The sequence below is a fragment of the Dinoroseobacter sp. PD6 genome (assembly GCF_028807315.1).
Classification (GTDB): domain Bacteria; phylum Pseudomonadota; class Alphaproteobacteria; order Rhodobacterales; family Rhodobacteraceae; genus Dinoroseobacter; species Dinoroseobacter shibae.
Map to the genome: position 1 here is coordinate 168,478 of NZ_JARAMN010000007.1, position 25,421 is coordinate 193,898.

At 64.5% G+C, this 25,421-nt stretch carries 17 protein-coding genes; 10 read left to right on the plus strand and 7 right to left on the minus strand.

Features of this window, described 5'->3' with window-relative positions:
• From PVW48_RS13405 to PVW48_RS13435, 7 genes are read left to right on the plus strand one after another with little or no spacing between them, the layout of a single operon-like run.
• The gene (locus PVW48_RS13405; RefSeq protein WP_012179214.1) at window positions 1–1,194 is read left to right on the plus strand and encodes a hypothetical protein; all 1,194 of its coding nucleotides are present in this window, start codon (window positions 1–3) and stop codon (window positions 1,192–1,194) included.
• The gene (locus PVW48_RS13410; RefSeq protein WP_274581707.1) at window positions 1,191–4,010 is read left to right on the plus strand and encodes a hypothetical protein; all 2,820 of its coding nucleotides are present in this window, start codon (window positions 1,191–1,193) and stop codon (window positions 4,008–4,010) included. Before PVW48_RS13405 ends, PVW48_RS13410 begins: the two co-directional genes overlap by 4 nt.
• Before the next feature lie 3 nt (window positions 4,011–4,013).
• Window positions 4,014–5,564: a hypothetical protein gene (locus PVW48_RS13415; protein ID WP_274581708.1), complete on the plus strand. Its 1,551-nt coding sequence runs from the start codon at window positions 4,014–4,016 to the stop codon at window positions 5,562–5,564.
• Window positions 5,565–5,618: 54 nt separating this feature from the next.
• Complete coding sequence (locus tag PVW48_RS13420; RefSeq protein WP_274581709.1) at window positions 5,619–10,034, plus strand: DUF6519 domain-containing protein; 4,416 nt, start codon at window positions 5,619–5,621, stop codon at window positions 10,032–10,034.
• 12 nt (window positions 10,035–10,046) lie between these two features.
• Window positions 10,047–11,534: an eCIS core domain-containing protein gene (locus tag PVW48_RS13425; protein WP_274581710.1), complete on the plus strand. Its 1,488-nt coding sequence runs from the start codon at window positions 10,047–10,049 to the stop codon at window positions 11,532–11,534.
• A gap of 3 nt (window positions 11,535–11,537) precedes the next feature.
• Window positions 11,538–15,749: an eCIS core domain-containing protein gene (locus tag PVW48_RS13430; protein WP_274581711.1), complete on the plus strand. Its 4,212-nt coding sequence runs from the start codon at window positions 11,538–11,540 to the stop codon at window positions 15,747–15,749.
• Between the two features lie 16 nt (window positions 15,750–15,765).
• Window positions 15,766–16,146: a hypothetical protein gene (locus PVW48_RS13435; protein ID WP_274581712.1), complete on the plus strand. Its 381-nt coding sequence runs from the start codon at window positions 15,766–15,768 to the stop codon at window positions 16,144–16,146.
• Between the two features lie 93 nt (window positions 16,147–16,239).
• Here PVW48_RS13435 and PVW48_RS13440 read toward each other — a convergent pair whose 3' ends face one another.
• From PVW48_RS13440 to PVW48_RS13460, 5 genes are read right to left on the minus strand one after another with little or no spacing between them, the layout of a single operon-like run.
• The gene (locus tag PVW48_RS13440; RefSeq protein WP_274581713.1) at window positions 16,240–17,295 is read right to left on the minus strand and encodes an Ldh family oxidoreductase; all 1,056 of its coding nucleotides are present in this window, start codon (window positions 17,293–17,295) and stop codon (window positions 16,240–16,242) included.
• Window positions 17,288–18,142: an ABC transporter permease gene (locus PVW48_RS13445; protein ID WP_050757898.1), complete on the minus strand. Its 855-nt coding sequence runs from the start codon at window positions 18,140–18,142 to the stop codon at window positions 17,288–17,290. Before PVW48_RS13445 ends, PVW48_RS13440 begins: the two co-directional genes overlap by 8 nt.
• A 5-nt stretch (window positions 18,143–18,147) precedes the next feature.
• Window positions 18,148–18,957 carry an ABC transporter ATP-binding protein gene (locus PVW48_RS13450; protein ID WP_274581714.1) on the minus strand — a complete coding sequence of 270 codons (810 nt, stop codon included), beginning with the start codon at window positions 18,955–18,957 and terminating at the stop codon, window positions 18,148–18,150.
• The gene (locus tag PVW48_RS13455; protein ID WP_274581715.1) at window positions 18,957–19,985 is read right to left on the minus strand and encodes an ABC transporter substrate-binding protein; all 1,029 of its coding nucleotides are present in this window, start codon (window positions 19,983–19,985) and stop codon (window positions 18,957–18,959) included. The genes PVW48_RS13450 and PVW48_RS13455 overlap by 1 nt, the downstream gene beginning before the upstream one ends.
• Window positions 19,986–20,045: 60 nt before the next feature.
• On the minus strand, window positions 20,046–20,972 hold the full coding sequence (locus PVW48_RS13460; protein WP_274581716.1) for a fumarylacetoacetate hydrolase family protein: 927 nt from the start codon (window positions 20,970–20,972) through the stop codon (window positions 20,046–20,048).
• A 183-nt stretch (window positions 20,973–21,155) separates the two neighbouring features.
• On the opposite strand from PVW48_RS13460, the gene PVW48_RS13465 reads away from it, so the two are divergent.
• The gene (locus PVW48_RS13465) at window positions 21,156–21,836 is read left to right on the plus strand and encodes a FadR/GntR family transcriptional regulator (protein ID WP_274581717.1); all 681 of its coding nucleotides are present in this window, start codon (window positions 21,156–21,158) and stop codon (window positions 21,834–21,836) included.
• A 154-nt stretch (window positions 21,837–21,990) separates the two neighbouring features.
• On the opposite strand, the gene PVW48_RS13470 is transcribed toward PVW48_RS13465, so the two are convergent.
• Window positions 21,991–22,554 (minus strand): hypothetical protein, encoded by a 564-nt coding sequence (locus PVW48_RS13470; RefSeq protein ID WP_274581718.1) that lies wholly within the window; start codon window positions 22,552–22,554, stop codon window positions 21,991–21,993.
• Window positions 22,555–22,607: 53 nt separating this feature from the next.
• Window positions 22,608–23,297, minus strand: a complete 690-nt coding sequence (locus PVW48_RS13475; protein WP_012179200.1) for a FadR/GntR family transcriptional regulator — start codon at window positions 23,295–23,297, stop codon at window positions 22,608–22,610.
• A gap of 168 nt (window positions 23,298–23,465) precedes the next feature.
• Here PVW48_RS13475 and PVW48_RS13480 point away from each other — a divergent pair, with 168 nt between their 5' ends.
• Window positions 23,466–24,152, plus strand: coding sequence for a fumarylacetoacetate hydrolase family protein (locus tag PVW48_RS13480; protein WP_274581719.1), 687 nt, complete (start codon window positions 23,466–23,468; stop codon window positions 24,150–24,152).
• A gap of 31 nt (window positions 24,153–24,183) precedes the next feature.
• Window positions 24,184–25,227: a 4,5-dihydroxyphthalate decarboxylase gene (locus PVW48_RS13485; RefSeq protein ID WP_274581720.1), complete on the plus strand. Its 1,044-nt coding sequence runs from the start codon at window positions 24,184–24,186 to the stop codon at window positions 25,225–25,227.
• Window positions 25,228–25,421: the final 194 nt, after the last annotated feature.

A 25,421-nucleotide genomic window follows, 5' to 3' on the forward strand; every position in this document is an offset into this window, starting at 1 on the left:
ATGGCCGACACGCCGCAAAGCGTTCTGAGCTTCGACGCCGGGTGCCCCGATTGCGGCGTGCGGCGCGTGCAGCTGCCTGACCCGTTGCCGCCGGTGGGGGATGATTTCGACTGGCTCCAGCGGGACTATGACGGTTTCCGCATCGCCATGATGGAGGAGTTGGCCGCGCGCTTTCCCGAGCGGCGCAGCTGGTCGCCCGCCGACCTGGAGGTGGTGCTGGTCGAAGCATTATCGGTGGTTCTGGATCAGCTTTCGGACATGCTCGACCGGGTGCATGCGGAGGCGTTTCTTGAAACGGCACGGCGGCCCGACAGCGTTTGGCGCCTGTTGAACTTCATCGGCTATGACCCCTTGCCGGGTTCGGGGCTGGCGTATGACCCGGATGACGCGGCGCAGGTTGCCGCGGCCAAGGCAGTCCTGTTGGACCGCTGGTTGACCTACCCGGCCGAGATGGCGGCGGCCAAGATCGACGGGCCGCGTTCCATTCAGCGCCAGCGCCGGATGGTGACCGAGGCGGATGTGGTCTCCCAACTCGAAGCGCACCCCCTCGTGGAGCGGGCCCATGCGCGCATGCGCTGGACCGGGTCGTGGAATACACTGCGCGTGGCTTGCCTGACCCGGGAGAACACGCCGCTCGATACACCCATCGGCGGGATCTACGGCCCTGCAAGCGATGAGACCGCGGCGTTGCGGGCCGAGATCGACGGACTGCACCGGGAGGCGGGGATCGACCTGATCAACTGGGACGCAGAGCCAACCCTGCGCAGCGGGTTGCGCGAGTTGATCGATGCCTACCGCATGGCCGGTCAGGAAATCTGGCTGGAGGATCCGGTGGAGGTGCCGGTCCTGATCGATATGACCGTTCTGGTACGGGACAATTTCTACCGCTCCGAGATGCAAGCGGCGGTTGCACGAGCGCTGGGCACGGGGCTGGACGGGTTCTTCTCGCCCACGCGGTTGCGGTTTGGTGAAGACTTGCACGCGTCAGATGTGATTGCGGCGGTGATGGCGCTGGACGGCGTGGAGGCAGTCTGTCTGAACCGGTTCAAGCGCCTTGGGGACAGGTATTCGGACCAGTCCGAGAGCGGGCGCATCGAGCTGGTCGAACGCGAGATCGCGATCTGTGACAACGACCCGAGCATGCCCGGGCGGGGTCTTTTGCGGTTGCGGACGAGCGGAGGTCTGGCGGGATGAGCGGCGATTTCACACGTTGGAACCGGGCCGGGCTGCGCCGCTTTCGCTATGTCGGTGGCAACGCGGTCACCTTTCTGGAAACGCTGCGTGCGCATCTGGCGGAGGGATACCGCGCACCCGGGGAGGCCTTGCCGCGCTGGAGCGATCTGGTCACCCGCAACCCGGTCGCAGCGGACGAGGACCCGGCCGAGCGCGAAGCGCGGCTTCTGGCGCAATACGCGGACATCCGGCGGGATCATGGGTGGGAAATCCTGCGGGCCTTTGCCCGGTCCACCCATGTTCTGACCGAGCATATCGATGCCTACGCCAATGAGACCTTTATCCGTACGGCGACCCAGTGGGACAGCGTGCGGCATCTGATCAAGCTGCTGGATGCGCGGCCCGCGCCGCCTGCATCAGCGCGCACGGTCCTGGCGTTTGATGCCAGCGAGGCGGGCAAGCTGGCCAAGGGGTTCCAGGTCAAGGCCGGGCCGGGTGGCGACGGGCCGCCCCCGGTCTTCGAGACGATTGCCGATCTGGATCTGGACCCTGCGCTCAATGTGCTGCGCCCGACCGACTGGAATCGCGGTCAGGAGGATTTCGCCTACAGCGCTGCAGCGAGTGGTCATGTCGCTAGTTTTCCCCTGCCCGATTCCGGGATGGCGCCGGTGGTGGGCGAGATCGCGGTGCTGGAGATCGCCGCGGCAGACGGGGTGTCCGCGCCGAGTGCTTTCGGGGTGCAGGTCAACCCCGGCATAGGGGGCATGGCCATGTTGCAGGGCCAGAGCCCCGCAGGCGGGGGCGACCTGACGGTCAAGCGCTGGCGCGTGGCGCTCCATGCGGGCGCGCGTCTGGTGCAGACGCCGCGGCTTGCAGGTCCGGACGTGGTGATCCTGACACCGGAGCACAATCTCGCCGCCGGGCGCAGCACGGTGACCTGGCTTGCGGGCGGGACCTGGCGCACGGCGCGGGTCATGGAGATCGACGGGGACCGCGTGCGGTTGGACGGCGGTCTCATGCCAGGGGTCGGCGCGGATCTCTACGCGATGGTCGAGGCGCGGTCTCAGGTGCTGCCCGGGTCAGAAACGCTTGTTCTGCCGTTCGAGCGGGGCGCGTCCGGGCGGGTCTGGTCCGTGGCGCTTGTCGACAAGACAGCGGATGTCCGGACCAAGAGCTCCAATGACGCGCTGGGCAACTCGTTCCCGGAATATGACTTCGTCACGGGCCTCGCCACGGCGCTCTATGTGCCCGGAGGAAGCGATCCGGTGGCCCGGGTCGAGGTCGCGGCCCCTTCCGGTCTTGTGCTCGGCGGCGCGGTGGAGGGGCTGCGTCAGGGCGACTGGATCGTCTCGGCGGGTTCGCAGTTGCAGGCGGTTCGGGTGACGGCGGTGACTGAGCGGGAGGGCGATACAGCCATCGATACGGTCCCGGAGATTACAGATCTGCAAGCGCCCGTGCACTTGCACTTCGCCGATGTCTTGCGTCCGCTGGATCATGATCGCAACCGTAGTTCGGTTCATGATGCCACGGCACTCTCAGACCGGGTGACGCGCGTGCTGGTCGATGTCGGGGGCTCGGCGCGGCTGGCCCGGGGGCGACAGGTTATACTTGAGGATCCGGAGCGCTCCCATGCCGGGGAGATCACCGCGACCGGTCCGGGCTGGATCGAAATTGCGCCGGTGATCCCGGGAACGGAATTGACCGACCCCCTCGATGTCACGCCGTTCGAGCGGTGGTCCACCACCCTCTCTGCAAATGTGGTGACCGCCGATCACGGGGAAACACAGGACCTGAAGATCATCGGCTCGGGGGATGCGACGGCCTCCAACCAGGTGTTCGAGATCAAGGCGCAGGAGCTCTCGTTCACCACCGACCCGCTGATGCCAGCAGGGGTGCGGGCGGGGGTCGAGATCTTTGTGGGAGCCCGGCGCTGGCGCCAGGTGGGCAACCTGCGCGACAGTGGGCCGACGGATGCGGATTACGAGGTCCGGGTGGCCGAGGATGGCACGGTCACTGCCCATTTCGGCGATGGGCGCCATGGGCGACGTTTGCCCACGGGCACAGACAATGTCCGCGCGACATGGCGCAAGGGCGTAGGTTCGGTGGGCAATCTGCCGCGCAGCACGCTGCGCAAGATCGTGCAGCCGGACCCACGGCTCTCCGCTGTCCGGCAGCCTGTGGCAGCGGCGGGCGGGGCAGAGGCCGAAGGGGTCGAGTCTCTGCGGGACAATGCGGCGGCGGGCCTTCTGACCCTTGGGCGCGCTGTCTCGGTCAGTGATTTCGGCAAGCTCGCGGCGCAGAACGCCCAGGTCTTGCAGGCCATGTCCTACAGGGTGGCGCCGGGTACGGCACGTGGCGAACTCGTTGAGGTGGTCGTGGTCCCGGCAGGTGGGCGCATGGGCACACTGGGCGAGGATCTGACGCGATTTCTCGCAGGAAACGGGCTCCCCGGTGTCAATCTGCGAGTGGTGCCGTATGTGGCGTTGCCACTGAGCCTGTCGGTTCGGATCGAAGTCAGGAGCGCCGCGTACGATCCCGATGAAGTGGCCGAGGTCGTCCGCTTGAAGATCAGTGAGGCTTACGCGCTGGAGCGTGCACAACTCGGTGCGCCACTCTTCCGCAGTCAGATCCTGCACCTCGTGGAAGGGGTAGAGGGGGTCGAGAACGCCCGGGCCGATATCCTGACCGCGGGGTGGGCGGGGATCACGCCCGCGCCCGGCATCGGCCTGGGCACAGGGAGCGGGGTGCGCAGCGTGCGCCCGCGGCCGAACCAGATGATCCACCACGACCCGGACCTGTCCCAGCTCACCATCAGCACACAGGAGTTCACGTTGTAGGCCATGCCCGAGGATTTCGCCCAGACGCTCTATCGCATCCTCCCGGCCTATTACAGGCAGCGCGACGAGACAGGGGACCTGAAAACCTACCTCGCAGGGTGCGGGGCCTTGTTGGATGCAGTCCATGCCACCCTGCGGCAGCGTTATGCGGACAACTTCCCCGACGCGCCCGACCCCGGCGCGCAGGCGGCGCAGGACTGGCTGCTGCCCTATTTCGCCGATCTGGTGGATGCGCGGCTTGTCTCGCCCTTGCCGGATGGGCGACGGGACGAGTTGGCCCATGCGATCCGGTGGCGCCAGGGCAAGGGCACCTTGGCGACGCTCGACAGTATCATCGAAGCGATCGGCCAGACCGAGGCCGTGGTGCAGGAGGGCTGGCAGCGAGTCGCGATGACACCGCGGATCGACCGCCCCCTGCGCCCGGCCCGGTCGTTAGGCTACGGGCAGGAGCCCGCGGGCAGCCCCGCAAACCACGCACGGCATCCTGACCTGTCTGCGGCCACGGTCGATATGCGCTGCCCAAGCCGCGCCATGGCGGCCGATCCGAACCGGCCGGGCGTGCAACGCGCCCGGATCGACGGGGTGGACCGGGTCTGGCGCCAGGGCGCGCACCACGGAGCGCCTTGCTTTCCCGGCAGTTTCGAAGATATCTCTCCCCGGACCCCGGACATGCGCACGCCGGACTGGCGTGTGGGGCATTTCCATCCGCGCCGGGTCCTTGCATTCCTGCCGCCGCCATCGGGGTTCTTCCCGCCTTCTGCGGAGGTGGTGACCTGGCAGGACACGCCCTCGGCGGGTTATCTCGCCCGGATCGAGATCGACACTGAGACCGAGCCAGGCGTGGTCATCCATCGAAACATGTCGCTTGTGGAAGGACCGTTTCGGCCTGTGCAGGTGCAGGGATCGGTCGACCTTGACCTTGCCGAGACCCAAGGCACCACGTTCCGCTTCGAGGGGATCAGTTTCACCGGCGCGGTCACCAGCGCTACCGCGCGGCTGGAATTCTACCGCTGTGCGATGGTTCGGGCCGCGACCGAGCGTGTCGATCTTCTGGAACCTGCCTTGTGGTTGCGGAGCTGCCTGACGCAGGGACTGTCCGCGCCCGAGGGGCGCGTGCGACTGGAGGGTGTCACGGTGCTGGGGCCGACTGTCGCGCGGGCGGTCGAGGCCAGCGAGGCCCTGTTCGACGGGCCGGTGCACGCGCCGGACAATGACACCGCAGCGCCGCCTGATGGGGGGTGTCTGCGATACTCCCGCATTCTACCGGATCAGCCCGCGGGGCTCCTGCAACTCCGGCAGGTCACGACGGAGGCACCGGCGTTCTTCAGCCGCGATTTTCCGGCCCGCCATGTCGGTGTTCTGAGCCCGGCCACTCATCCCGCACTCCTCACCGGGGCGGAGGACGGGGGCGAGATCGGAGCGTTTCACGAAGCCCGTCACGCCGCGGTGCGGTCTGCGATTCATGACAAGCTGAGCGATTTCCTCCCCGTGGGGCAGGAGGTGGTTCTGATCCCCGACATCCGGCTGACCGCCGAGCCCTGGTCGCCGCCCTAGGCGCATAGCCGACCACCCCAGACGAGCCCAGAGACGACGCGCGGAGGACGTGCCATGAAAACGCAACTCAGCCAATTCCCGACCAGCCTGCACCAGCCCTATTCCGGGGTCTTTCAGCAGCAGGGCCGGATGATCACCGATGCGGATTGGAACGCCGCGATGCAGGTCTCCAGGGACAGGCTGGAGCGCGCGCTGGGCGATGTGATCGGCACCGGCACGCCCGAACAGGGGGGGATCATTGCCGGGGACGAAGCGAGCGGTTTTTCGATTGTCTGGGGCGATGTTTATGTCGACGGGCTCCGGGGCGTGCTGGCTTCCCGCAGCGGCGCGGCGGCCTTCGACCTCGCGGACCAGGCCGATTTTCCCGGCGCGCCCGAGGCGCCAGAGGGGGCGCATCGGCTCTACCTCGATATCTGGGAGCGGAGCCTCACCGCGCTGGAAGAGCCCCATCTGATGGACGCCGCCCTGCATGGCGCGGATACCTCCACGCGCAAGCGCGTAATGACGCAGGTGAAGCTATGCCCGCAGGATTTCGACCCCGAGGATCCGGCGCAGAACCCGTCGATCGGCGAGGGCCGCCTGGATATGCGTCTGCGCGCGGGCACGGCCTCGCCGGACGCCTGCGAACCCTGTCTGGACGAGATCGACGTCAGCGGACGGGTAGGCAACTATGCCTTCCGGGTGGAGGTGCATGCGGTTGATCGCAACGCGGCGGGCGCGCCGCGCCGCATCACCCTGAAATGGTCGCGGGAAAACGGTGCCGAAGCCGCCGTTATCGGTCAGGAACCGCCGGGGTTTCAGGCCTCGGACTGGATCTACGAGTTCTATCATGCGGCGTCCGAAGACAGCCTGAGCGAGAGCCACGCGGGTTTTCACCATCCCGAGGTCATCGCGGCCGGGTTCACGCCGGCTGTGGGGGCGCTGGTGGAAGGCTATCCGCAGGGGGCGCCGCCCGCGGGGTTTTCCCTCGTGCGCCGCTGGGACGGTTACGTCGTGCTGGAAAAGAACGGTGCGATCTGGGAGATGGCGACACAGACCGTCGACGGTGAGAGCGTGCCCTTCGGGGCCGATCGCGGGCAGCGGCTGTCCACGGTTCTGGCCGAAGCCCAGCATGGCCATGTTTCCGAGGGCGCCACGATCCTGATGTCGCTCGACACCATGACCCTGCGGCTGGAGCTGGCCGATCACCAGCATCTCGCAGGGGATTACTGGATCGGGACCGTGCGCGAGGCTCTGCACGGCGTCGGCGACGTGATACGGCAGGACGCCACACCGGATGGTCTCCAGCATCATTACATGTGTCTGGCAGATGTGGCCGAGGACGGTACCTTCAGCCTGCTGAACAAGGACGCCTGCAAACGCTTCCAGTTTCCGCCCCTGACCAACCTGCACGCGGACGATGTCTGCTACGACAATACCGCCTGCGAAATGCCCGGGGTCGAGAACGTGCAGGATGCGCTCGACCACCTCTGTCGGCAGAAGGACCTGAAATGGCACAACAAGCATCTCCATGGCTGGGGGATCGTGTGTGGCCTGATCGTGGAATGCTGCCCTGAGAACCCGGACTCGGACGAGGATCCGTCGCAATGCGTGACGGTGACCAAGGGATACGCCATCGATTGCGAGGGCTCGGACATCATCGTCGAGGATCGTATCCATGTGGACCTGATGGACGCGGTGCGGGCCTGGGATGCCGAGAACCCGAATGCGCCGATCCTGCAGGAGGGGCGCGGCACCGCGTGCCTGCACATCGCGCAAGTGGATGGCGCGCCCATGGTCCGGGTCGAACCCCATGAAGGCGGTGACACCAGCGTTTTCGATCAGTTGATGGATGGCACGCTGCTGGGCGCTTTCATCCAGCATTGCATTCTCGATCTGATCAACGAGCTGAGCGAGGAGCTGTCCTTCATGGAGGATGGCCAACTCGCCGTGGACGAGGACGGCGACGTGATCGTCAGCCAGGCGCGCCGCAAGTTCATCAGCTTCGTCAACCTGGTGCAGCAGATTTGGTTCAAGGACAACGGCCCCTATGTGTGGCTGTCGCGGCGCGAATACGACATCCTGCGCGAGCTCTATGACCGGCTGCGCGCGCTGATCGGATCCAAGACATTCTGCGGGCTTCTCAACGCGGATGTCTTTCCCGAGTATCCTTTTCCCGAGACCGAAATCGACACCTGGTTCGGGGCGGACAACCACACCCGCCTGAAGGCGGATCCGACCGGCGCGCGGGTCTACACCTATGGCGGGACGGACGAAGCGATCCATGTGTTCGACACCGCCAAGGGCGAGTTGGTCGAAATCATCCGGGCGCCGATCCCTTCAGGCGGTGAGGTCACGGCCATAGCGCTCAGCCCGGATGGGCAGTTGCTCTATGTTGCGGCGTCGGTGAATGGCGAGGACACGGTGCTGGGCATCGCCCAGGTCGGAGAGACCCATGTGTTCGAGAAGCCGATGCAGATCCTCTGCGGGATCACGCTCTCGGACATGGAACTGGACCCACGTGACCCCAAGCTGATCTTTGCCACGGGACCTGGTGCGGGGCTCTATGCGCTCCGGCCCGATGTGCTGTCGCAGCAGGACAAGCCGCGGCCGGACCCGGTCCATGCCTTCAACGCGACGGGGCAGATGGCGGTGGACACGGTCGCGCGGCGTATCTTCTGTCCGGCGGCGGCGCCGGTAGACGGACAAACGGCGACGGCGCCCCCGGTGGACTATGACCGGGTGGCGGTCTGCGAGATGAACGAGACGGGCGGGGGCGCGCCGCCTATGGTTGTTCTCGGCCAGCTCAGTGATCGCTTCGTTTCCGGCCGCGATGACATCGCGGTGCGTCCGGGCGACGACAGCCGGGTGTATCTGGTCGTCGACGGGGTCGAGCCGGCTGGGGACAAGCAGATCATCACTTTCGATGTCCCGAGGGCCGGTGCGGACCAGGCCAAGTTGCAGGCGCAGATCGCAGTCCAGAACAGCCTGATCAGCCTAGGATTCGACCGGGGCAGTGATACGCTCTATGCCAGCTTTGCAGAGAGCTTCCGCCTGCAGGCCATCGCCGCCAACGGCACGGGTGTCATCCAGCCCCGCATCCCCGTGCAGCTCTGGCCGACGGGTATCGCGGTGGGGCCGGAGGGCGATGTGCAGGTGGTCAATGCGCTCTCCAGCACCGTAACTTCCATTCCGCGGGCCGAGGTGGCCCGGTCCGCCGATCGGCTGGCGCCGCTGGCCGAGACACGCTGGCGCATCCTGATGGCGTTCTATGCGCTGGTGGGAAACCTGTTTCAGTATCTCAAGGACTGCTTCTGTCACCATCTGCTGGTGAAATGCCCCGAATGCGACGGGTCCGAGAAGATCTATCTCGCCTGTGTCGATATCCGCGACGGCGCGGTCTTCAACATCTGCAATTTCGGCAAACGCAAATATGTGCAGACCTTCATGGCCTGGACCTATTGGCTGTCCCTGGTGCCGATCATCCCCCTGATGAAACAAGCGATTGCCAAGGCATGCTGCACTGTCTTGCCCAATTTCCTCGATCAGTTCTCGGACGGCATCTCGCCGCCGCCAAAACCGCCGGAATTCGGGGCCGCCTCGGGCGTTTCCACACCTGTGAAGGCCAGCACGGGGCTGGTTGCGATGCGGGCCTACAAGCGGGCAGATATGCCGAGTTTCCAGCGGCGGCAGATGGAGAAGCTCAATATCTATACTGGCTTTGTCGGCGATGCGGTTCTGTCCACGGATACGCAGAAGTTCCTGGCCCCCCAAGGCGTTCGCAAGGAAAGCCTGCAGAACAGCGCGACCGACGACGCCCTGCGCAACCTGCAGGAGGCCGGGATCGAGAACATCGAGGTGCGGCCTTACGATCCCAAGCTGGCTGACCGCTACCTGTTGGATTTCGCGCGCACGCCCAGTCGACTGGACCCGAGCGCGAAGATCATCGTCTACGAGCGGGACGGCAAGGCTGCCTTCGTGGCCGAAGAGCGGATCACGACTGTGACGACACCGGCGCCCACGCTCACCCCTGCCGAGGAGGCGCGCATCGTCGAGCTGACCAGCCGGATCGAAAAGGCCAAGGACACGTCGGCGGCGGAGGAAGCCCTCGCCAACCTGAAGCTGGAAACCGCCAAGATCGAGACCGAGGTGGATGCCCTGCGTGTCATGCGGGAGGCGGAGGCCCAGAGCCTGGAGGCGCTCAAGATAGAGCGCGACAGCCTCAAGACGGAACTGGAGGGGCTGCGCTCCGGTCTGGATGCGGTGGGTGAGATGCAACGCAAGATGAAGGTCGATGTGGACAGCCTGCGACCGGTGACCGAGCTGGAAGGGGTCTCGCGCGAGGTCGCGGCCCGGCTTGAACGTGCAGGCGTGCGGACGATCGGGGACCTGGCCACGGCGTCCACCGCCAAGCTCAGAACGGCAGAAATCGGGCAGGACACGGCGGCGCGCAAGGCCCTGATCGACACCGCCAAGCTGCGGTTGCGCTAGGGAGAGGGTATCATGGGCCATTTTATCGGGCGCATTCGCAAACGCGCAAGATGCAGCGTCAAACCGGGGGCGCGGGGAAACTCCCCCGCCGTCCGCGCCGCCCTTCACGCAGGGCAGGTACAGGCCAAGCTGCGGGTGGGACCCCAGAATGACGCCTACGAAAGGGAGGCGGATGCGGTCGCCGCGCGGGTCGTCGCGGATCAGCCCGTCGGGCCGATCTCGACCTTGGCCGGTTCCGCCAGCCAGCGCAAATGCGACGCTTGTTCGGACGAGGACGAGCACATCCAGGCGCAACGCAGATCCGATGTGCAACGGCAGCCCGAGGAGGAGGAAGAAGAACTCCAGATGAAGCGGCGAGACGTCGTGCAGCGTCAGCCGGAAGAGGAAGAAGAGGAGGTGCAGGCAAAGCGACATGACACCCTGCAGCGTGCGCCCGAGGAGGAGGAAGAGGAGCTTCAGATGAAAGGGCGCGAGGTTGGGGCAGGCACAGGCCCCGTCGCAAGCGCCCGGATCGACAGGATGCGCGGCGGGGGCCAGCCGCTGGCCTCGGGGGCACGGCGGTTTTTCGAGGCGCGCATGGGTGCGGATTTCTCGGATGTGCGGGTGCATACCAGCGCTGACGCGCAACAGGCCGCCAAGGCGCTGAACGCGCGGGCCTTCACCACCGGACGGGACGTGGTGTTCGGGCCGGGTGAATACGCGCCGGGCACGCATCGAGGGGCCGAGTTGCTGGCGCATGAGCTGACCCATGTCATCCAGCAGCGCGGTTATCGCGGTGCGCACGCAGACGCCGCACCGATCCAGCGTTGGCAGATCGGTGCCGGGCCTATTCCTGCCGGGACGGATTGGGAAACAGTGCCGGACGGGACGCCCGCGGGTCAGCCGAACCATCGCCGACGCCTGGCCGCGGCCCGGTCCATTGTCGCGCGGCTCTTGTCCAGCACCCGGTGCCAGAACTATTTCGCCGACAATTGTGATGGGGGCACGCGGACCGCGCTCCGCGATGCCTTTGATAATGCCCGCGTCTACCGGATGGATGATGACGGCATCCGGCTGGGTGAAAACATCCGTGGCACCAGCGACATCGCCTATAATAATACGGCGTATGACCAGGGGCGGTACTTCCTTGCCGCGACCCTGCTCCATGAGATGTACCATGTCTGCGCGCCGACCCGGCCCGCGAACTCCCGGGAATTGTTGGCCGAAAACGCGCTGGAGGCCTGTCGGCTGTATGCGCCTTACCTGCGGCGGATCTTGCCCCGCAGCGGTCCGGCGGGCTCGGCGGTCACGCTTACAGGCTGGGGGCTCGGGCCCAGCCAGGGACCCCGCGACCGGGTGGAATTCAACGGTGCGACGTGCCGCGTGCTGTCCTGGACCTTTGATCGCGGCACCTCGATGGTCACGATCCGGGTTGTGCTTCCGGCGGGTGCGCGCACGGGCCATTTCCGCGTCTTCAACAACAATGTGGGCTCCCGCCCGGCGGCCTTCACCGTGACCTGAGCGATGCTGACCCACGCCAAGACACGGGAGCCGAAAACCACCGGTGCCCCTGTGACGGCGAGGGGTCGCGCCGCACCTGTTCGCCCATGTCTGGAGCCGGGGCTCATTCAGCGCGCGGCCACGCTTGGCAAGCGCGACGATGTCTATGAGCGGGAAGCGGAGCGGGTGGCGAAGGCCGTATCCAGTGGGGATCGGCCGGAACCGGTCAGCATGGCGGCCCCAAGCGGTGTCCCGCAGCGGCTGACCGAAACGGATGCCGAGGCCGAGCGACCTGGGGAATATCTCATCCAGCCCAGCCGCGAGGGCGCGCAAGGGGGCGAGCCGCCGCTGCGCAAGGGCTTCCTTCAACGGCTTTTGGAATTGCGGCGCGGCGGGCGGCCTCTGCCTGACACGGTGCGCAGCGAGATGGAGGCCCGGATCGGCGAGGACTTCTCCGACGTGCGCATCCATACCGGGCGGGAGGCATCGGACCTCGCCGCGGAGATCCACGCCCGCGCCTTTACCGTGGGGCGCGATGTGGTTTTCGCGGGCGACAGTTTCGCACCGGCCACTTTGTCGGGTCGCCATCTAATCGCCCATGAGTTGACCCATGTGGTGCAGCAGCGGGGCCCGCGCGCTGACAGTGCCGTGGCGCAGGCCGCACCGGGCGGACTGCAACGGGATGTTTCGGACTATATCCCCGACCTGCCGGATGTCGGCAGCATTGTCATGGGGCTGGTGCGCGACTATGCCCCGCGGCTTGCCCCGATCCTTGACAAGGGGCCGTTCAACTGGCTGACGGATCAACTCGCAGGCGTGTTCTCTGGCGTGATCGACAAGGTCACGGCGCTCGATCCGGGCCAGCATGTCACCGCCCTGGTCGAGACATTCGGCAGGATGGTGGAGAGCGCCGCCGAGATCATCGGCGCGCTCGTGACGGGCGATTGCGGGCCGATGATGGCGGCGCTGGGCCGGATGAAGGTCCTGGTGCTCGAGGTCGCGGGCAAGGCCTGGGACAAGACAAAGGCGTTCTTTGCCCCGGTCGGTGCGTTTTTCTCCGACCTGTGGTCTTCGGTCTCGGCGGCGGGCAGTGCCGCGATCACCTGGATCAAGGAATTCGCTGGCGAGATCTGGACCGGCATCGAGGAAATAGGTGCCTATATCTGGGACAAGACCAAGACGATCCGCGACTACGGCATGGGCGCGTGGGATTGGCTGTCCGAGAAGCTTTTCGGGGCAAGCGATGCCGGGAAGGCCACGGATGGAAATGGGGTCCTTGGGCTGATCACCGACAAGGCCATGGAGGCCTGGGACTGGGTCAAGGCCCGCACGCGACCCGTGTGGGAGCCGGTCAATGAGGCCATTGAGACAGTCAACGAGTTGATCCCGCCGGAGTTCGTTGCCGATCTCGGCGAGAAGATGACCAGCTTCGCCGATGACGTCGAAAGCACCGCGGACGAACTGGACCAAGGCAATTCGCTGGCCGAGAACCGCGAGGCGCTGTCAGGGGTGTTGCCGTCCCTGGACAGGATCATCACGACTGTGCGGGGCGTGATCGAAGGTGCGGGCAGCTTCCTGACCACCACCATCGGCAAGGTCGCGGGCAAGGTCACAAGCTTCATGACGAAGCTGCGCAGCAGCGATCTGGTCTCCGGTCTTGCGAGCGCACTGGGCTGGCTTGAGACCGCGATCGAGGATGTCTCAGGCTGGGCGGCGGACAAGGTTGGCACGCTCTTCGAGTGGTACCTGAAGGCCTTCGATTTCCTGTCGCCCTTCGTGAAGCAGTTGATCGAGATCGCCGGCAAGGTGGTCGAGATCGCGGTCGATATCCTTCTGTTGCCCAAACTTCTTCTGACCAAGGCATGGGACCTGATCCCCGAGTGTATCCGGGAGCCGATCAAGAGTTTCGTGTTGGACACGGTGCTGGCGCAAGTGCCGATATTCAACCAGTTGCTCAAGATCGGTGGCCTGTGGAAGAAGGTGCAGGAGGTCGCGTTCGAGATCCTCGCCTCGATCTTTGCCAAGGGCGATATCCTCAAGGCCGCCTGGACCTTCTTCAAGGAGATGCTGGCGCTGATCGGCTTGCCAGCGAAACTCGTGGTGCAGATCCTCGCAAAGGCCGCGCGGGCCTACGGGATGATCCTGCGGAACCCCATCGGTTTTCTGATCAACCTGCTGAAGGCGATGAAGGAGGGCTTCACCCTCTTTTTCGACAACATCCTGACTCACCTGATGAACGGGGTGGTGGGGTGGCTGACCGGGGCGGTGAGCGCGGCTGGTCTGAGCTTTCCGACCGAGCTCACTTTCCAGGCGGTGCTCGATTTCGTGCTGCAACTGCTCGACATCACTGTGGAGCGGGTTCTGGAGCGGCTCGAAAAGAAAATCGGAAAGGAGAAGGTCGCCAAGATCCGCAAGGCGCTCGATTACGCCGACGGGGTCTGGGAGTTCATCCGGGTGATCGTGACCGAAGGCGTTGGCGGGCTTTGGCGGTTCATCCAGGAGAAGCTGTCGAACCTGTGGTCCATGGTGTTGCAGAGCACTATCGGCTGGGTGGTCGAGAAGATCATCACCGAGGCCACGGTGAAGATCCTGTCCTTCCTCGACCCTTCGGGTATCATGGCGGTGATCAACAGTTGCATCGCGATCTATCGGGCGATCGAGACCTTCGTACAGCAGCTCAAGGCGATGTTGCAGATCGTCTCTAAGGTGCTGAACGGCATCGTCGGCATTGCCAAGGGCGCCATAGACGTGGCGGCCGGGTTCCTCGAGAAAGCCATGGCCGACAGCCTGCCCGTCGCCATCGCATTCCTCGCCGATCAGGTGGGGTTGGGCGATTTGTCCGACCGGATCAAGGAGTTCGTCGAGGGGCTGCGAGATTTGGTCAATAGCGCCATCGACTGGCTCATCGACAAGGCGCTGAAGTTCGGGCAGGGGTTCTTGAAACTGGTCGAGAGCGGCGTGGATCTTGCCAAGGCCGGGGTACGCAAACTGAAAGATTGGTGGACCGCGCGGACGGATTTCAAGACGACGGGCGGCGAGCCGCACAGCATTTCGATCGAGGGCCAGGGTCGCAATGCCAAGGTCATACTCCGCTCCACGCCGGTGACCTATGCGGATTGGATTGCCGACACGAGCAACTTCACCCTGGACACGCCCAAGAAGCAGAAGGCCTATCAGGATGCCGTGGTGAAGTCCGGCGAGCTTGATGCGGCGATCTCGGCTGCGGCCTCCAACCCGTCATCGGCAACTCCCGAGGCTACGGATGCCACCCAGGGGGATCACGGTCCCAAGATACAGGCTCTTGTCAACGAACTCGGAGACCTGACATCCGTGTTCATGCCCAACTCGGCAACGAAGGATGAGGAAAGCAGTCCGCCGATCTACGGGGGCCTCTACAAAAACAAGTACGGCACATCGGTCACGGTCCAGCGACTGACAAACCAGGTGCCGAAAGGGGGCACAGCCGCGAGCGGGCGCGGAGACCGGTGGACCGAACTCGCCCCTCGTGGCACCAGCCCTGGCTCGCCCGATGGTTATTATGTCCGCGGCCACCTTTTGAACCAGAAACTCGGCGGACCTGGGGCGAAGTGGGAGAACCTCACCATTCTCACGCAGGATGCGAACAATCGCGAGAAGGCGTCCCACGAGAAAAAGTTCGAGAGCAAGGTAAAGGATGCGGTGATACCGGATGCGGGCACGATCGCGCCCAAGGCCGTCAACTTTGTCTGTACCGTGAATTACGGACGGGAAGACCGGGTCGATCAAGCCGATCGGTTCCTGGAGAGAACGACACCCGCTGTGCGATCCAACCGTTTGAGTATCGCGCAGACGGAAAGTATCGCGCGCATCATCCGCGCGGAGACCGACGTTCCCTTTTCCATGGATTGCTCGGCGTTCGAGTTGAACGACGACGGCGCGAAGAAAGCCGAGTTGGTAACCTTCCGGGTGCAGAATCCGATCAAGACGGATGACAAGGACTACTACGTCAAATCCGATACTGCCAAACCGACGCTCAACATGAACACGGCGAACCGCAACCAGCTCAAGCTCGTGTATGGGATCGGCGACAAGACGGTGGACAAGTTCTTTGCAATTCGGACTGCGCGCATGGCCAAGTCACCGCCCGAACCGTTCGAGAGTCTCGACGATCTCAAGGCGCTCAAGTCCGGGGGGGCCGTGCTCTTCAACAAGATACAGATCGAAGAGCTTCCCCTCACCTACAAACTCCAATTCTGACCAAGGAGCCCACGCAATGACAGATGATCTTGATAAGAAAAGCCTCGGCGACAGCTTTGCCGTCGCGATCCTGCACTGGCCCGCCGTGATCGGGGCATTGACGCTGGAGGGCGAGGGCTGGGTCCTCGTGCTGCGCGGCGTTCTGGCGACCTGGGCAGCGCTGGTCTCTCTCGGGTTGATCTTCGGGCGTCCGGAGGGCGCGCGCTGGGGTCTGGTGATGACCCTCACCGCCGGCTTCGCAGCGGCGTTCTGGATCACGGTTCCAAGTTTCTGGGCGCTGATCTGGTTCGTGCTGCTCATGATCGGCTTGCACACGTCCATCAAGGTGCGGATGGACGAGGCGTGCGTCGGCGGGTCGAATGAAAGCAAGGCAAGCATCGCGGTGCAAAGGCAGTGATGCGCCGCAGGGCCAGTCCACGCGCGGAATAGTCGGTGGGCCTCGACTACGGCGGGGGGGGGGCGGCCCGACCGGGACGGCCCATAGGTTCGATCAGGACGAGACGGGCTCTACGCCGTATTTTTCGGCCAGCGCATCCAGATCCTCGCGAAGCGCCGGATTGAGGGTGAGGCCCCGCCGGCGTCGTGTCTCGGCGGCCTGTGTCTTTCCATCGCCTGGAAGCCGGACCGGGTCGTGCCCGGGCAAGGGGGGCGAGGCGCGCATCTCGCCAAAGACGCGGCGCGCCGTCTCGGCAAACCCGTCGCCCAGCCCGAACGCCGCGGGGTCGAGGGCCATGACGAACTGGCCGGTATTCGTGGGCGAGGTCGTGTCGGAGGTGAAATCCACCACGTCCGACCCGAAGGCGGCACCGTTCAACACACCGGCCATAAGGCCGATCGCCACCGACAGCCCGAAACCTTTGGGCCCGCCGATGGGCAGTAGGAAGCCTTCCGACTTGCGGGCAGGATCGGTCAGCGGCTTGCCGTCGCGTCCGACCATCCAGCCCTCGGGCATGTCGGCCCCCTGTTGCAGCAGGGTCTTGATCTTGCCCATCGCGGCGACCGTGGTGGCCATGTCGAAGACGAACGGGTCCGGCCCTTCGACGGGAGCGGAAAAGGCGATGGGGTTGGTGCCAAGCAGCAGGTCCGTGCCCCCATAGGGTGGCACATGGTTGGCACTGCCCACGGCGGCGGCCATGCTCAAGAGCCCGGCCTCGGCCTGGGGGCGTACATAAAGGGCGAGGGGCCCCGCGTGGTTGCCACGCCGCACTCCGACCCAGCCGATCCCGGCTTGGCGGGCCTTCTCCATGGCCAGATCACGGGCGGCGGCCATGGCGAGATGCCCAAGGCCGTTGTCGCCGTCGATCAGGGCCGTGGCAACGGTCTGTTGCACGACCGATATGTTCGGGGCCGGGTTACAGCCTCCGCCCTCCAGCCGGGCGAGGTACTGGCGCAGGCGAAAGACGCCATGGGTGCCGTAGCCATAGATGTCAGCTTCGACCATCAGGCCGGCCACCTTGTTGGCGTCATGCGCCGGCACCCCGCGCGCAGAGAGCGCGCGGGCCACGAAGTCCTGCAGCGCCTCGGCGCCGATCGTGTCGTCAGGCATCGTAGGAGCCCACGCTTTCTTTCTGCCAGAACACGACGCGGCGCTGGGTCCACTGCACCAGCAGGTAGAGCGTCAGCCCTACGAGGCTGAGATAGAGGATCAGCGAGAACACGCGGGGCGTATTGAGCTGCGACGCCGCCACCCGGATCAACTCGCCGAAGCCCTTGCCACCGCCGAGGAATTCGCCGGTAATCGCCCCGGCCATGACGCCGACCGCGCCGATCTTGAGCCCGGTGAAGATCTGCGGCAGGCCCGTGGGCAGCTTCATCTTGATCAGGGTCTGCATCCGGCTCGCACCCATGGTCTTGAACAGCATCCGCGCGTTCTCATCGGCGGCATGCAACCCTGCCGCGGTGCCCACGACGATGGGGAAGGTCGCGATGAAGGCCGCCAGCGCCACCTTCGACTCGATCCCGAAGCCGAGCCAGGCGACGAAGAGCGGTGCGAAGGCGACCTTGGGCATGGTGTCGATGGCCACGAGATAAGGCATCACCGCCTTCTCGCCGAACGCCGTCTCGCCCACGAGTACGCCGAGGGAAAACCCGATCGCGATGGCAAGCGCGAAGCCATAGATCACCTCTTTCACGGTGATCCAGAGCGCCCCCAGCATGTAGCCTCCGCTAAGCAGGTTTTGACCGACGAAGATCATGTCCTTGAGCGTTTCCCACGGCGTCGGCAGTATGATCGGCGAGACGAGCCCGAAGCTGGTTACCAATTGCCAGGTGCCGATGAACACCACGAACACGAAGGTCATGGCGATCCAGCGCGGCACGCTGTCGATAAAGGCCACTTCCTGTTCCCAGACCGTGTCTTCGAAATCGTCCTTGTCGGACAAGTTGTTGGTCATGTCGGTCACATGTCTTCTCCCTTGTCCAATTGACCACGTATATGGTCGACGATGGCGCCGAATTTCGGCGTTGTCATCATGTCGAGCGTGCGCGGCCGGGGCAGGTCGACCTCGACGATCTCGGCAATCCGGCCGGGGCGGGGTTTCATCACGACGATGTCGTCGGACAGGATGACGGCCTCCTGGATCGAGTGGGTCACCAGGAAGGCGGTGGCGTTCTGTTCTCGGCAGATCCGCTGCAATTCCATGTTCATCATGTCACGGGACAGCTCGTCGAGCGCGCTGAAGGGCTCGTCCAGCAGAAGGACCGCCGGCTCCGTGATCAGCATCCGGCAGATCGAGGCGCGCTGCGCCATGCCGCCGGACAATTCGTTGGGGTAGACGTTTTCGAACCCCTTGAGCCCAACGATCTCGAGCAGTTCATAGGCCTTTTCCATGGCTTTGTTCGCGGCAGCCTTGCCATCCCGGATCTCGATTGGCAGCACGATGTTCTCGACCGCGGTCTTCCACGGAAAGAGCGTCGCTTGCTGAAACATCATGCCGATGTCGCGCCGCGCGCCGCGCACCGGCTCTCCTTGCAGGATCACACGCCCCTTGGAGGGTGGGATCAGGCCGGCCATGATTTTCAACAGGGTTGACTTGCCGCACCCGCTCGACCCGATCACGGAGGTGAAGCTGCCCTTGCGCAGTGTCAGATCGACATCCTCAAGCGCCACGACGCTGTTGCGCGCATAGGTCTTGCTGACGCGCGTCAGCTCATAAACTGGCGCGCCGAGAGGCGCGCCAGAGTAATCGGAAGCAACTGCGGGCGTCATCAGTTGACTGCCGCAGCGCCGATTTCAGCGAATTCATTGGTCCAGGCCGCGTCGAGATCCTCCAGAGGATCGGACAGCTCTCCACCGGCGACCAGCGCGTCCTGCCATTCGGCCCAGACCGCACCCGGGTACCAGCCCAGGTGTTCGGCATCGTCCGTCGGGATCGTCTTGGACCGGACTGCGTCGAACAGGGCGGATTGGAACTCCTTGTCCTCACCTTCCTGGGGGTTGCCGGCGGCCAGATGTGCAAGCACGGCTTCGCGGTTTGCATCGTCCAGCGCAAAAGCATGACCCCTGGCGAAGGCGCGGCTCCAGGCTTCGACCAGTTCGCGATCGTTGCGGATGGTGTCGCCCATGGTCGCGATGCCATTGCCGAAGAACCGCCCGAACTCCGCGGGCGTGATGTCGCGCACGGCCATGCCGCGCTGGTTCAGGATCGCCGTGTCCGCTGTCGAGGCCGAGTATGCATCGATCTCGCCATTCAGGAAGGCAGCCGTTGCCGGGCCACCATCACCAACTGTCAGGAACTCGTAGTCCTCGCCTGCCGTCATGCCGGCGCCGGTCATCACGTTGCGCGCAAAACCGACTTCGGCGCCATCGGCGGTACCGGTGCCGATCACCTTGCCACGCAGCCCTTCCACATCCTGGATGTCGGAGCCTTCCTGTACCGCGATGCCGAAGTTGCTGCGCGCGGCCACGTTATAGATATGGACTGCGTCCACGCCGCGCGCGCGGGCCGCGATCAGGGGGCCGGGGCCGGGCCGCCCGAAATGCGCCTGGCCTGCGGACAAGGCCTGCAGAACGGCGCCGGAGCCGTTGATCGCTTCGACCGTGACGTTCAGGCCTTCTTCCTCGAAGAAGCCTTCGCCAATGGCGACGAAAACCGGGAAAGAGTTGATCGCCGAGGGGCTGGGCTGCACGAAAGTGATGTCGCGCAGTTCGTCGGCGGCAAGGGCGGGCGCCCCGAGCGCGCCGGCCAGGGGCAGGGACGCGACCATCGCGGCGGTGAAAAGTCTTCTGTTGATCATGGGGGTCTCCTCCAGGTTGGATTTCGTCATGGCCACTCACCGAGCGGCCTGCTCAGTGCGTCATGCAACGCGCACCGTGTTCTTGAGTTGTCCGATATTTGCGATATCGCAGATAACCGTGTCGCCCGGCTTGAGGTATTGCGGCGGGTCCATCGCGTAGCCCACGCCCGAAGGTGTGCCGGTTGCGATGATATCCCCCGGCTCCAGGGTCAGGCCCTCGGACAGCGATGCGATCAGGGTCGGAATGTCGAAGATCATGTCATGGGTCCAGCCGTTCTGGCGCAGCTCGCCATTGACCGACAAGCTGATCGACAGGTCCTGCGGGTCCGTGATTTCGTCCGCCGTAACGATCCAGGGACCGATCGGGCAGGAGCCGTCCAGGGACTTGCCCTTGAAATACTGCCCGCCATGGCGGCGCTGAACATCGCGTGCGGTAATGTCGTTGAGGATGGTGTAGCCGAACACGTGCGCGAAGGCGCGGTCCTTTGGGATATCGCGACCAGTGGTTCCGATCACCACGGCCAGTTCGACCTCGTAGTCGATCTTTTCCGACACGGACGGGAAAATCAGAACATCTCCACCATGACCCACGACTGCCGTGGCAGGCTTTGTGAAATAGACCGGATGCTCGGTGATGCCGATCTTTGCGTTCTGGGCGCGCTCGCCCTCGGCAATGTGTTCGGCATAGTTCCGGCCCACGCAGAAGATATTCTTGCGCGGCGTGTGCAGCGGCGCCAGGAACGGATTGTCGAGGGAGATCCGCGCATCGCGACAAGCCCCGTTCTCGGCGGCCTCGACGATTTCGCGCAAGGCGTCCAGTGCGTCCGGGCCCGCGTCGATGAGCGCCTGCAACGTGCCGGTGCGTAGGGCATCGCCAGCCTCCCCGGGCACATCCCAGGCGCAGGCGGCATAGTTCAGCGCCGCACCATTCGATAGTAAAACTACCGCCATGGGGTTACCCCCCACGGCCAGCGTCGCAAGTTTCATGCCATTCTCCTCCCCAAAGAACGGGTTTCTTGACGTGCTGCACCAAACTCGCGCCAGATCCCTTGCGGACCTCGGCACCCCAGGTGCATTTTCAGCGAAACCGCAGAGCAGCCTCGTGCTTGCAAATAGGAACACAGTTGGGTGCCCAGGCAATCAACCAATGTGCCGATTGGGTGGCGTTTCATGGCGCAGGCCAAAGAACTAGTCAGCATCATCCGCCAGCTCATCGCCGAGAAGGGCTACAAGCTGAGCGATCGGTTGCCGCCGGAACGGGAGCTGTGCAAGACCCTTGGCGTTTCACGGCACATCCTGCGCAACGCCCTGATCGAAATGGAAAAAAGTGGCCTGATCTGGCGCCATGTGGGGCGGGGGACCTTTGTCGGGCCCCGGCCCATCCTGAACCTGGATGATGTACTGTTCCTGCGGGATCTGGTGACGCCGGCGCAGGTGGTGACGGTGCGGTTCACGATTGAGCCGGAGTTGAGCCGGCTGGCGGCCTCCCACGCCACGCGGTCCGATTGCGACCGCATGAAGCAGTGTGCGGATCGGTGTCGCGAGGCCGAGGATTGGCGCACCTACGAGGCATGGGACAACAATCTTCACCACGCCATCGCGCGCGCAGCCCGCAACCAGCTCTTCTTGTATTTCTTCGAAACCTTGAATTCCGTTCGGCGCTCCATCGTCTGGGGACAGGCGCGTGAGACCCGCAAACCGGAAGAGGGATATGTCAGCTTCCGCCAGCACGATGATATCGTGGCCGCGATCGCCGAGGGGGATGGCGACCGCGCGGCGCGTTGCATGATCCGACATCTTGAAACTGTCTATGCGGATGTGCTGCGCAAAGGTGTCCCCAGAGACACCTGAAGCGGTGCTACACCTTTCGGGTTCGGGTCCGAATGGCGTCTCGCCCGCCTTCGTTCAACGGTGCTGCGCGGTTTGGTTTCCGCTCCGATCGTGTTTGTGGCGGGCAAAGAGCGCTCGGGCGGTCGTGACTTGCCAGCAGATCAATGAGCAGAGGTCAGACCCGCATCTGCGAGTATTCGCCAGCCCTCCTCGGAGCCGAAATAGGCGAGCACTCCAGGTGAGGCTCGTCATGGTGGCCCGTGTTCGAGAGACCGGCAGAACAGCATGTCCGGGGGACGAGGTCGTCGGGCAGAATGCCGGCAAGCTCGATGCCCAGATGCGCATGCAACCGGATCTCGGTGACCTGTCGGAAGCCCAGGGGGCGTGCAGACCGTCGCCTCGCCAGCGCCTCCATGTTTTCCGCTCCGGTTTGGGTTCGGATGGTCTTCGTTGAGGTTATTTCCGAAAGGCCGAGCCGCTCGATCAGGCGTGCGATCTTCATGCCGCTGGAGGCGCGGTTGTGGATCAGCGCCTCCGCTGCGGTAAGCGTGCAGTACAGGGAGCTTTCGCTGCTGAGGTCATAGCGGGGCGCGCCGGTCGGAACGGCGGCACCGACTGAAATGCAGCCCAATTGCGCTGTGGTGTCAGCGCGCAGGGTGCTGCTGGCAAAGGCCTCGACGCAACGCCGGACGCCCTCGTTCAGCCCTCCGGCGCTGAGAACACGCAAACGGGCTGTCACGAAGACGGGGCCGGTGTCTCTGGGGCGGATCCCGCCGCGCGCCCCACCACATGCTAGAGTTCTCCGAACAGACGGCCCGAGACAGAGCGGAGGTGCAGATGCATGGCCGCCTGCGCGGCGACAGGGTCGCGCGCTTCGATCCCCTCGAGGATTTTCTCATGCTCTTCAAAGCTTGTGTGGTTGTCATCGGGCCGGTTGGTCTGGCGTACCACGTTGTTCCAGGCCACCGTGCGGCGGACCTGATTCAATTGGTCAAACAGGGAAAGCAGCAACACATTGTCTGTAGCTTCCGCGATGGACCGGTGGAACGAGTCGTCCTGCGCTTCATAGGCGTCCCAGGTTCCGGCATTTCTACACCTGCGCATGGCCTGCCGAAGCCGGACCACAGCCTCGTGCGATGCGTGCAGGGCAGCTTCGCGTGCAAGCGCCGGTTCCAGAGCGATCCGCGCGCGCATCAGCTGCACCGGGGTAATCTGCTGGCTCAGTTGGACAAGTGATCCAGCACCGGCCGCACTGCCCTGGGCGGATACGAAAGTGCCCTTGCCCACGTGGCGCCAGATCTCTCCGTCGCGCTCCAGTGCATCGAGCGCCTTGCGCAATCGGTTGCGGGTCATGCCGAGGCTGCCGATCAGTTCACGTTCCGACGGCAGGCGGTCACCGGGCACGTAACCGCCGCTTTCGATGAATGCGCGAAGGACGCTAACCGCGTTATCCCGTTCAGACTGTTCCGGCCGTATCAGCACGATGCGCCCATAAAATGGTTGACCAATTTTGCTTGATTGATCATGATTGAACTCCAGATCTAGGGAAAATTCAACATAAAAGAGCGTTAATCTAGGATTGATCTTGATTGGTTCCGCGCTCCCTCGGGCGATCTGGAAGAACAGCAGAAGAAGACATCGGAGGAATTTATGTCTGAGTACGTGATCGACACACCGCCCTTGGTGGCCTTGCCAATCGCCGGGATGGACGCACTTTTTCCGGTGCGGCGTGTCTACTGCATCGGGCGTAACTATGCCGCCCATGCAATCGAGATGGGGCACAATCCCGATCGCGAGCCGCCGTTCTTCTTCCAGAAAAACCCGAACAATCTCGACCCTTCCGGTGAGTTCCCCTACCCGCCCCACACCTCGGATGTGCATCACGAAGCCGAAGTTGCGGTAATGTTGAAATCCGGCGGCACGAACATCCCCATCGACGAGGCCGAGAGCCATATCTACGGCTATGCGCTGTCGTTGGACATGACGCGCCGGGATCTTCAGGGCGAGCAAAAGAAGATGGGGCGACCCTGGGAAATCGGCAAGGCGTTCGAGCGGTCGGCGCCCGTTGGTCCGATCCACCGGATCGAAGAGACCGGCCCGCTGAACGAGGGCGCTCTGCGCCTTACCGTGAACGGGGAGACACGGCAGGAAGGCGACCTGAACCAGATGATCTGGAAGGTTGCTGAGATGATTTCCTATCTTTCGGAATATTTCGAGCTGGCGCCCGGGGATGTCATCCTGTCGGGCACGCCGTCCGGTGTGGCGGCGGTTGAGAGGGGCGATGTGATGGAGATCTCCGTCGAAGGGCTCGGCAGCATGTCGGTCAAGGTCGTCTGAGACCCGGCATGGCGACAGTAACGCCAGACACATGGGACTCGAGGTGATGGATCAGGCTGATCGGACCGCGCCGGGCACGTCGGCGCAGGGCTTGAGCCTGTCGCTGGCGAGTTGGGATCATGACCGTGTCATGGCGTTACATGATGGCCGGGTGCGCGTGCCGGGTGTCGCGCTGCGGGGAACGGTTGCGCCGACATCCGAGCTGTTTCCGCGCGCGGTCGGCGATGCCCCTTACGATATCACCGAGATGTCAATCTCCAGCTACGTGCTGCAGGTGTCGCGCGGGGTCGGCGCGTATGTTGCGATCCCGGCCTTCGTCAGCCGCGCATTCCGGCATGCAGGCTTTTTTGCCAGGGCTGGCTCCGGCATCGAAACTCCGGCGGATTTCGCCGAACGCAGGATCGGCGTGCCCGAATACCAGATGACCGCCGCGCTCTGGATGCGCGGCATCCTGGCCGATGAGTACGGGGTCGCTGCCCGGCAGGTGCATTGGCGTACCGGCGCGCTGGACGCGGGCGTCCGGCGCGAGCGCCTTGAACTTGAGCTGCCGGAGGGGATGCGCGTGGAGCCCATCTCGGAGGGCGAGACCCTGCAAGACCTGCTGCTTGCCGGTGAAATCGACGGGCTGCTCGCCCCGAAGCCACCCAATGCCTTTCTGGCCGGCGATGCCCGTTTTGTCCGGCTGTTCCCGGATTTCGAAGCCGCGGAGCGCGCCTATCACGCGAAGACCGGGTTTTTCCCGATCATGCATCTGATTGGCGTGCGCAAGTCCCTCGTCGATGCGCATCCGTGGTTGCCGCGCGCGCTCTATGACGGGTTCGTCGAGGCCAGGGACATGGCCCTGCAGCGTTTGCGGTCCGTGTGGTTGGGCAATGCCAACCGTCTGTCGCTGCCTTGGCTCGGGGCCACGATGGAGCGGACGATTTCGGCGCTGGGCCCCGATTACTGGAGCTACGGCTACCGCGCCAATCGCGAGGAACTGGCCGCCGTTTGCCGCTACTCTGTGGAGCAGCATCTGGCCGCGCGCGCGGTGCAGCCGGAAGACCTGTTCCACCCCTCCGTGCTGGAGACCTGACAATGGCGGAGTTCCTCCATGCGGGTCTGGGGTGGCCGATCGCATCGACCCTCACCGCGCTGAGCTTCTTCACGTTCTCCATGACGGCAGCCTTCGGCATTGGTGGCAAGGCGGTGATGCTTGCGGTCCTGGCGACACTGTTGCCTGCGGCGGCGATCCTCCCGGTGCACGGGCTCGTGCAACTGGGGCCAATG

Bases quoted from the DNA above. Each gene is read 5' to 3' on its own strand.
- PVW48_RS13440 (WP_274581713.1), bottom strand. From the start codon at position 17,295: ATGCCTGACGACACGATCGGCGCCGAGGCGCTGCAGGACTTCGTGGCC.
- PVW48_RS13430 (WP_274581711.1), top strand. From the start codon at position 11,538: ATGCTGACCCACGCCAAGACACGGGAGCCGAAAACCACCGGTGCCCCT.
- PVW48_RS13445 (WP_050757898.1), bottom strand. From the start codon at position 18,142: ATGACCAACAACTTGTCCGACAAGGACGATTTCGAAGACACGGTCTGG.
- PVW48_RS13485 (WP_274581720.1), top strand. From the start codon at position 24,184: ATGGGACTCGAGGTGATGGATCAGGCTGATCGGACCGCGCCGGGCACG.
- PVW48_RS13405 (WP_012179214.1), top strand. From the start codon at position 1: ATGGCCGACACGCCGCAAAGCGTTCTGAGCTTCGACGCCGGGTGCCCC.
- PVW48_RS13420 (WP_274581709.1), top strand. From the start codon at position 5,619: ATGAAAACGCAACTCAGCCAATTCCCGACCAGCCTGCACCAGCCCTAT.
- PVW48_RS13450 (WP_274581714.1), bottom strand. From the start codon at position 18,957: ATGACGCCCGCAGTTGCTTCCGATTACTCTGGCGCGCCTCTCGGCGCG.
- PVW48_RS13410 (WP_274581707.1), top strand. From the start codon at position 1,191: ATGAGCGGCGATTTCACACGTTGGAACCGGGCCGGGCTGCGCCGCTTT.
- PVW48_RS13425 (WP_274581710.1), top strand. From the start codon at position 10,047: ATGGGCCATTTTATCGGGCGCATTCGCAAACGCGCAAGATGCAGCGTC.
- PVW48_RS13415 (WP_274581708.1), top strand. From the start codon at position 4,014: ATGCCCGAGGATTTCGCCCAGACGCTCTATCGCATCCTCCCGGCCTAT.
- PVW48_RS13465 (WP_274581717.1), top strand. From the start codon at position 21,156: ATGGCGCAGGCCAAAGAACTAGTCAGCATCATCCGCCAGCTCATCGCC.
- PVW48_RS13455 (WP_274581715.1), bottom strand. From the start codon at position 19,985: ATGATCAACAGAAGACTTTTCACCGCCGCGATGGTCGCGTCCCTGCCC.
- PVW48_RS13435 (WP_274581712.1), top strand. From the start codon at position 15,766: ATGACAGATGATCTTGATAAGAAAAGCCTCGGCGACAGCTTTGCCGTC.
- PVW48_RS13460 (WP_274581716.1), bottom strand. From the start codon at position 20,972: ATGAAACTTGCGACGCTGGCCGTGGGGGGTAACCCCATGGCGGTAGTT.
- PVW48_RS13480 (WP_274581719.1), top strand. From the start codon at position 23,466: ATGTCTGAGTACGTGATCGACACACCGCCCTTGGTGGCCTTGCCAATC.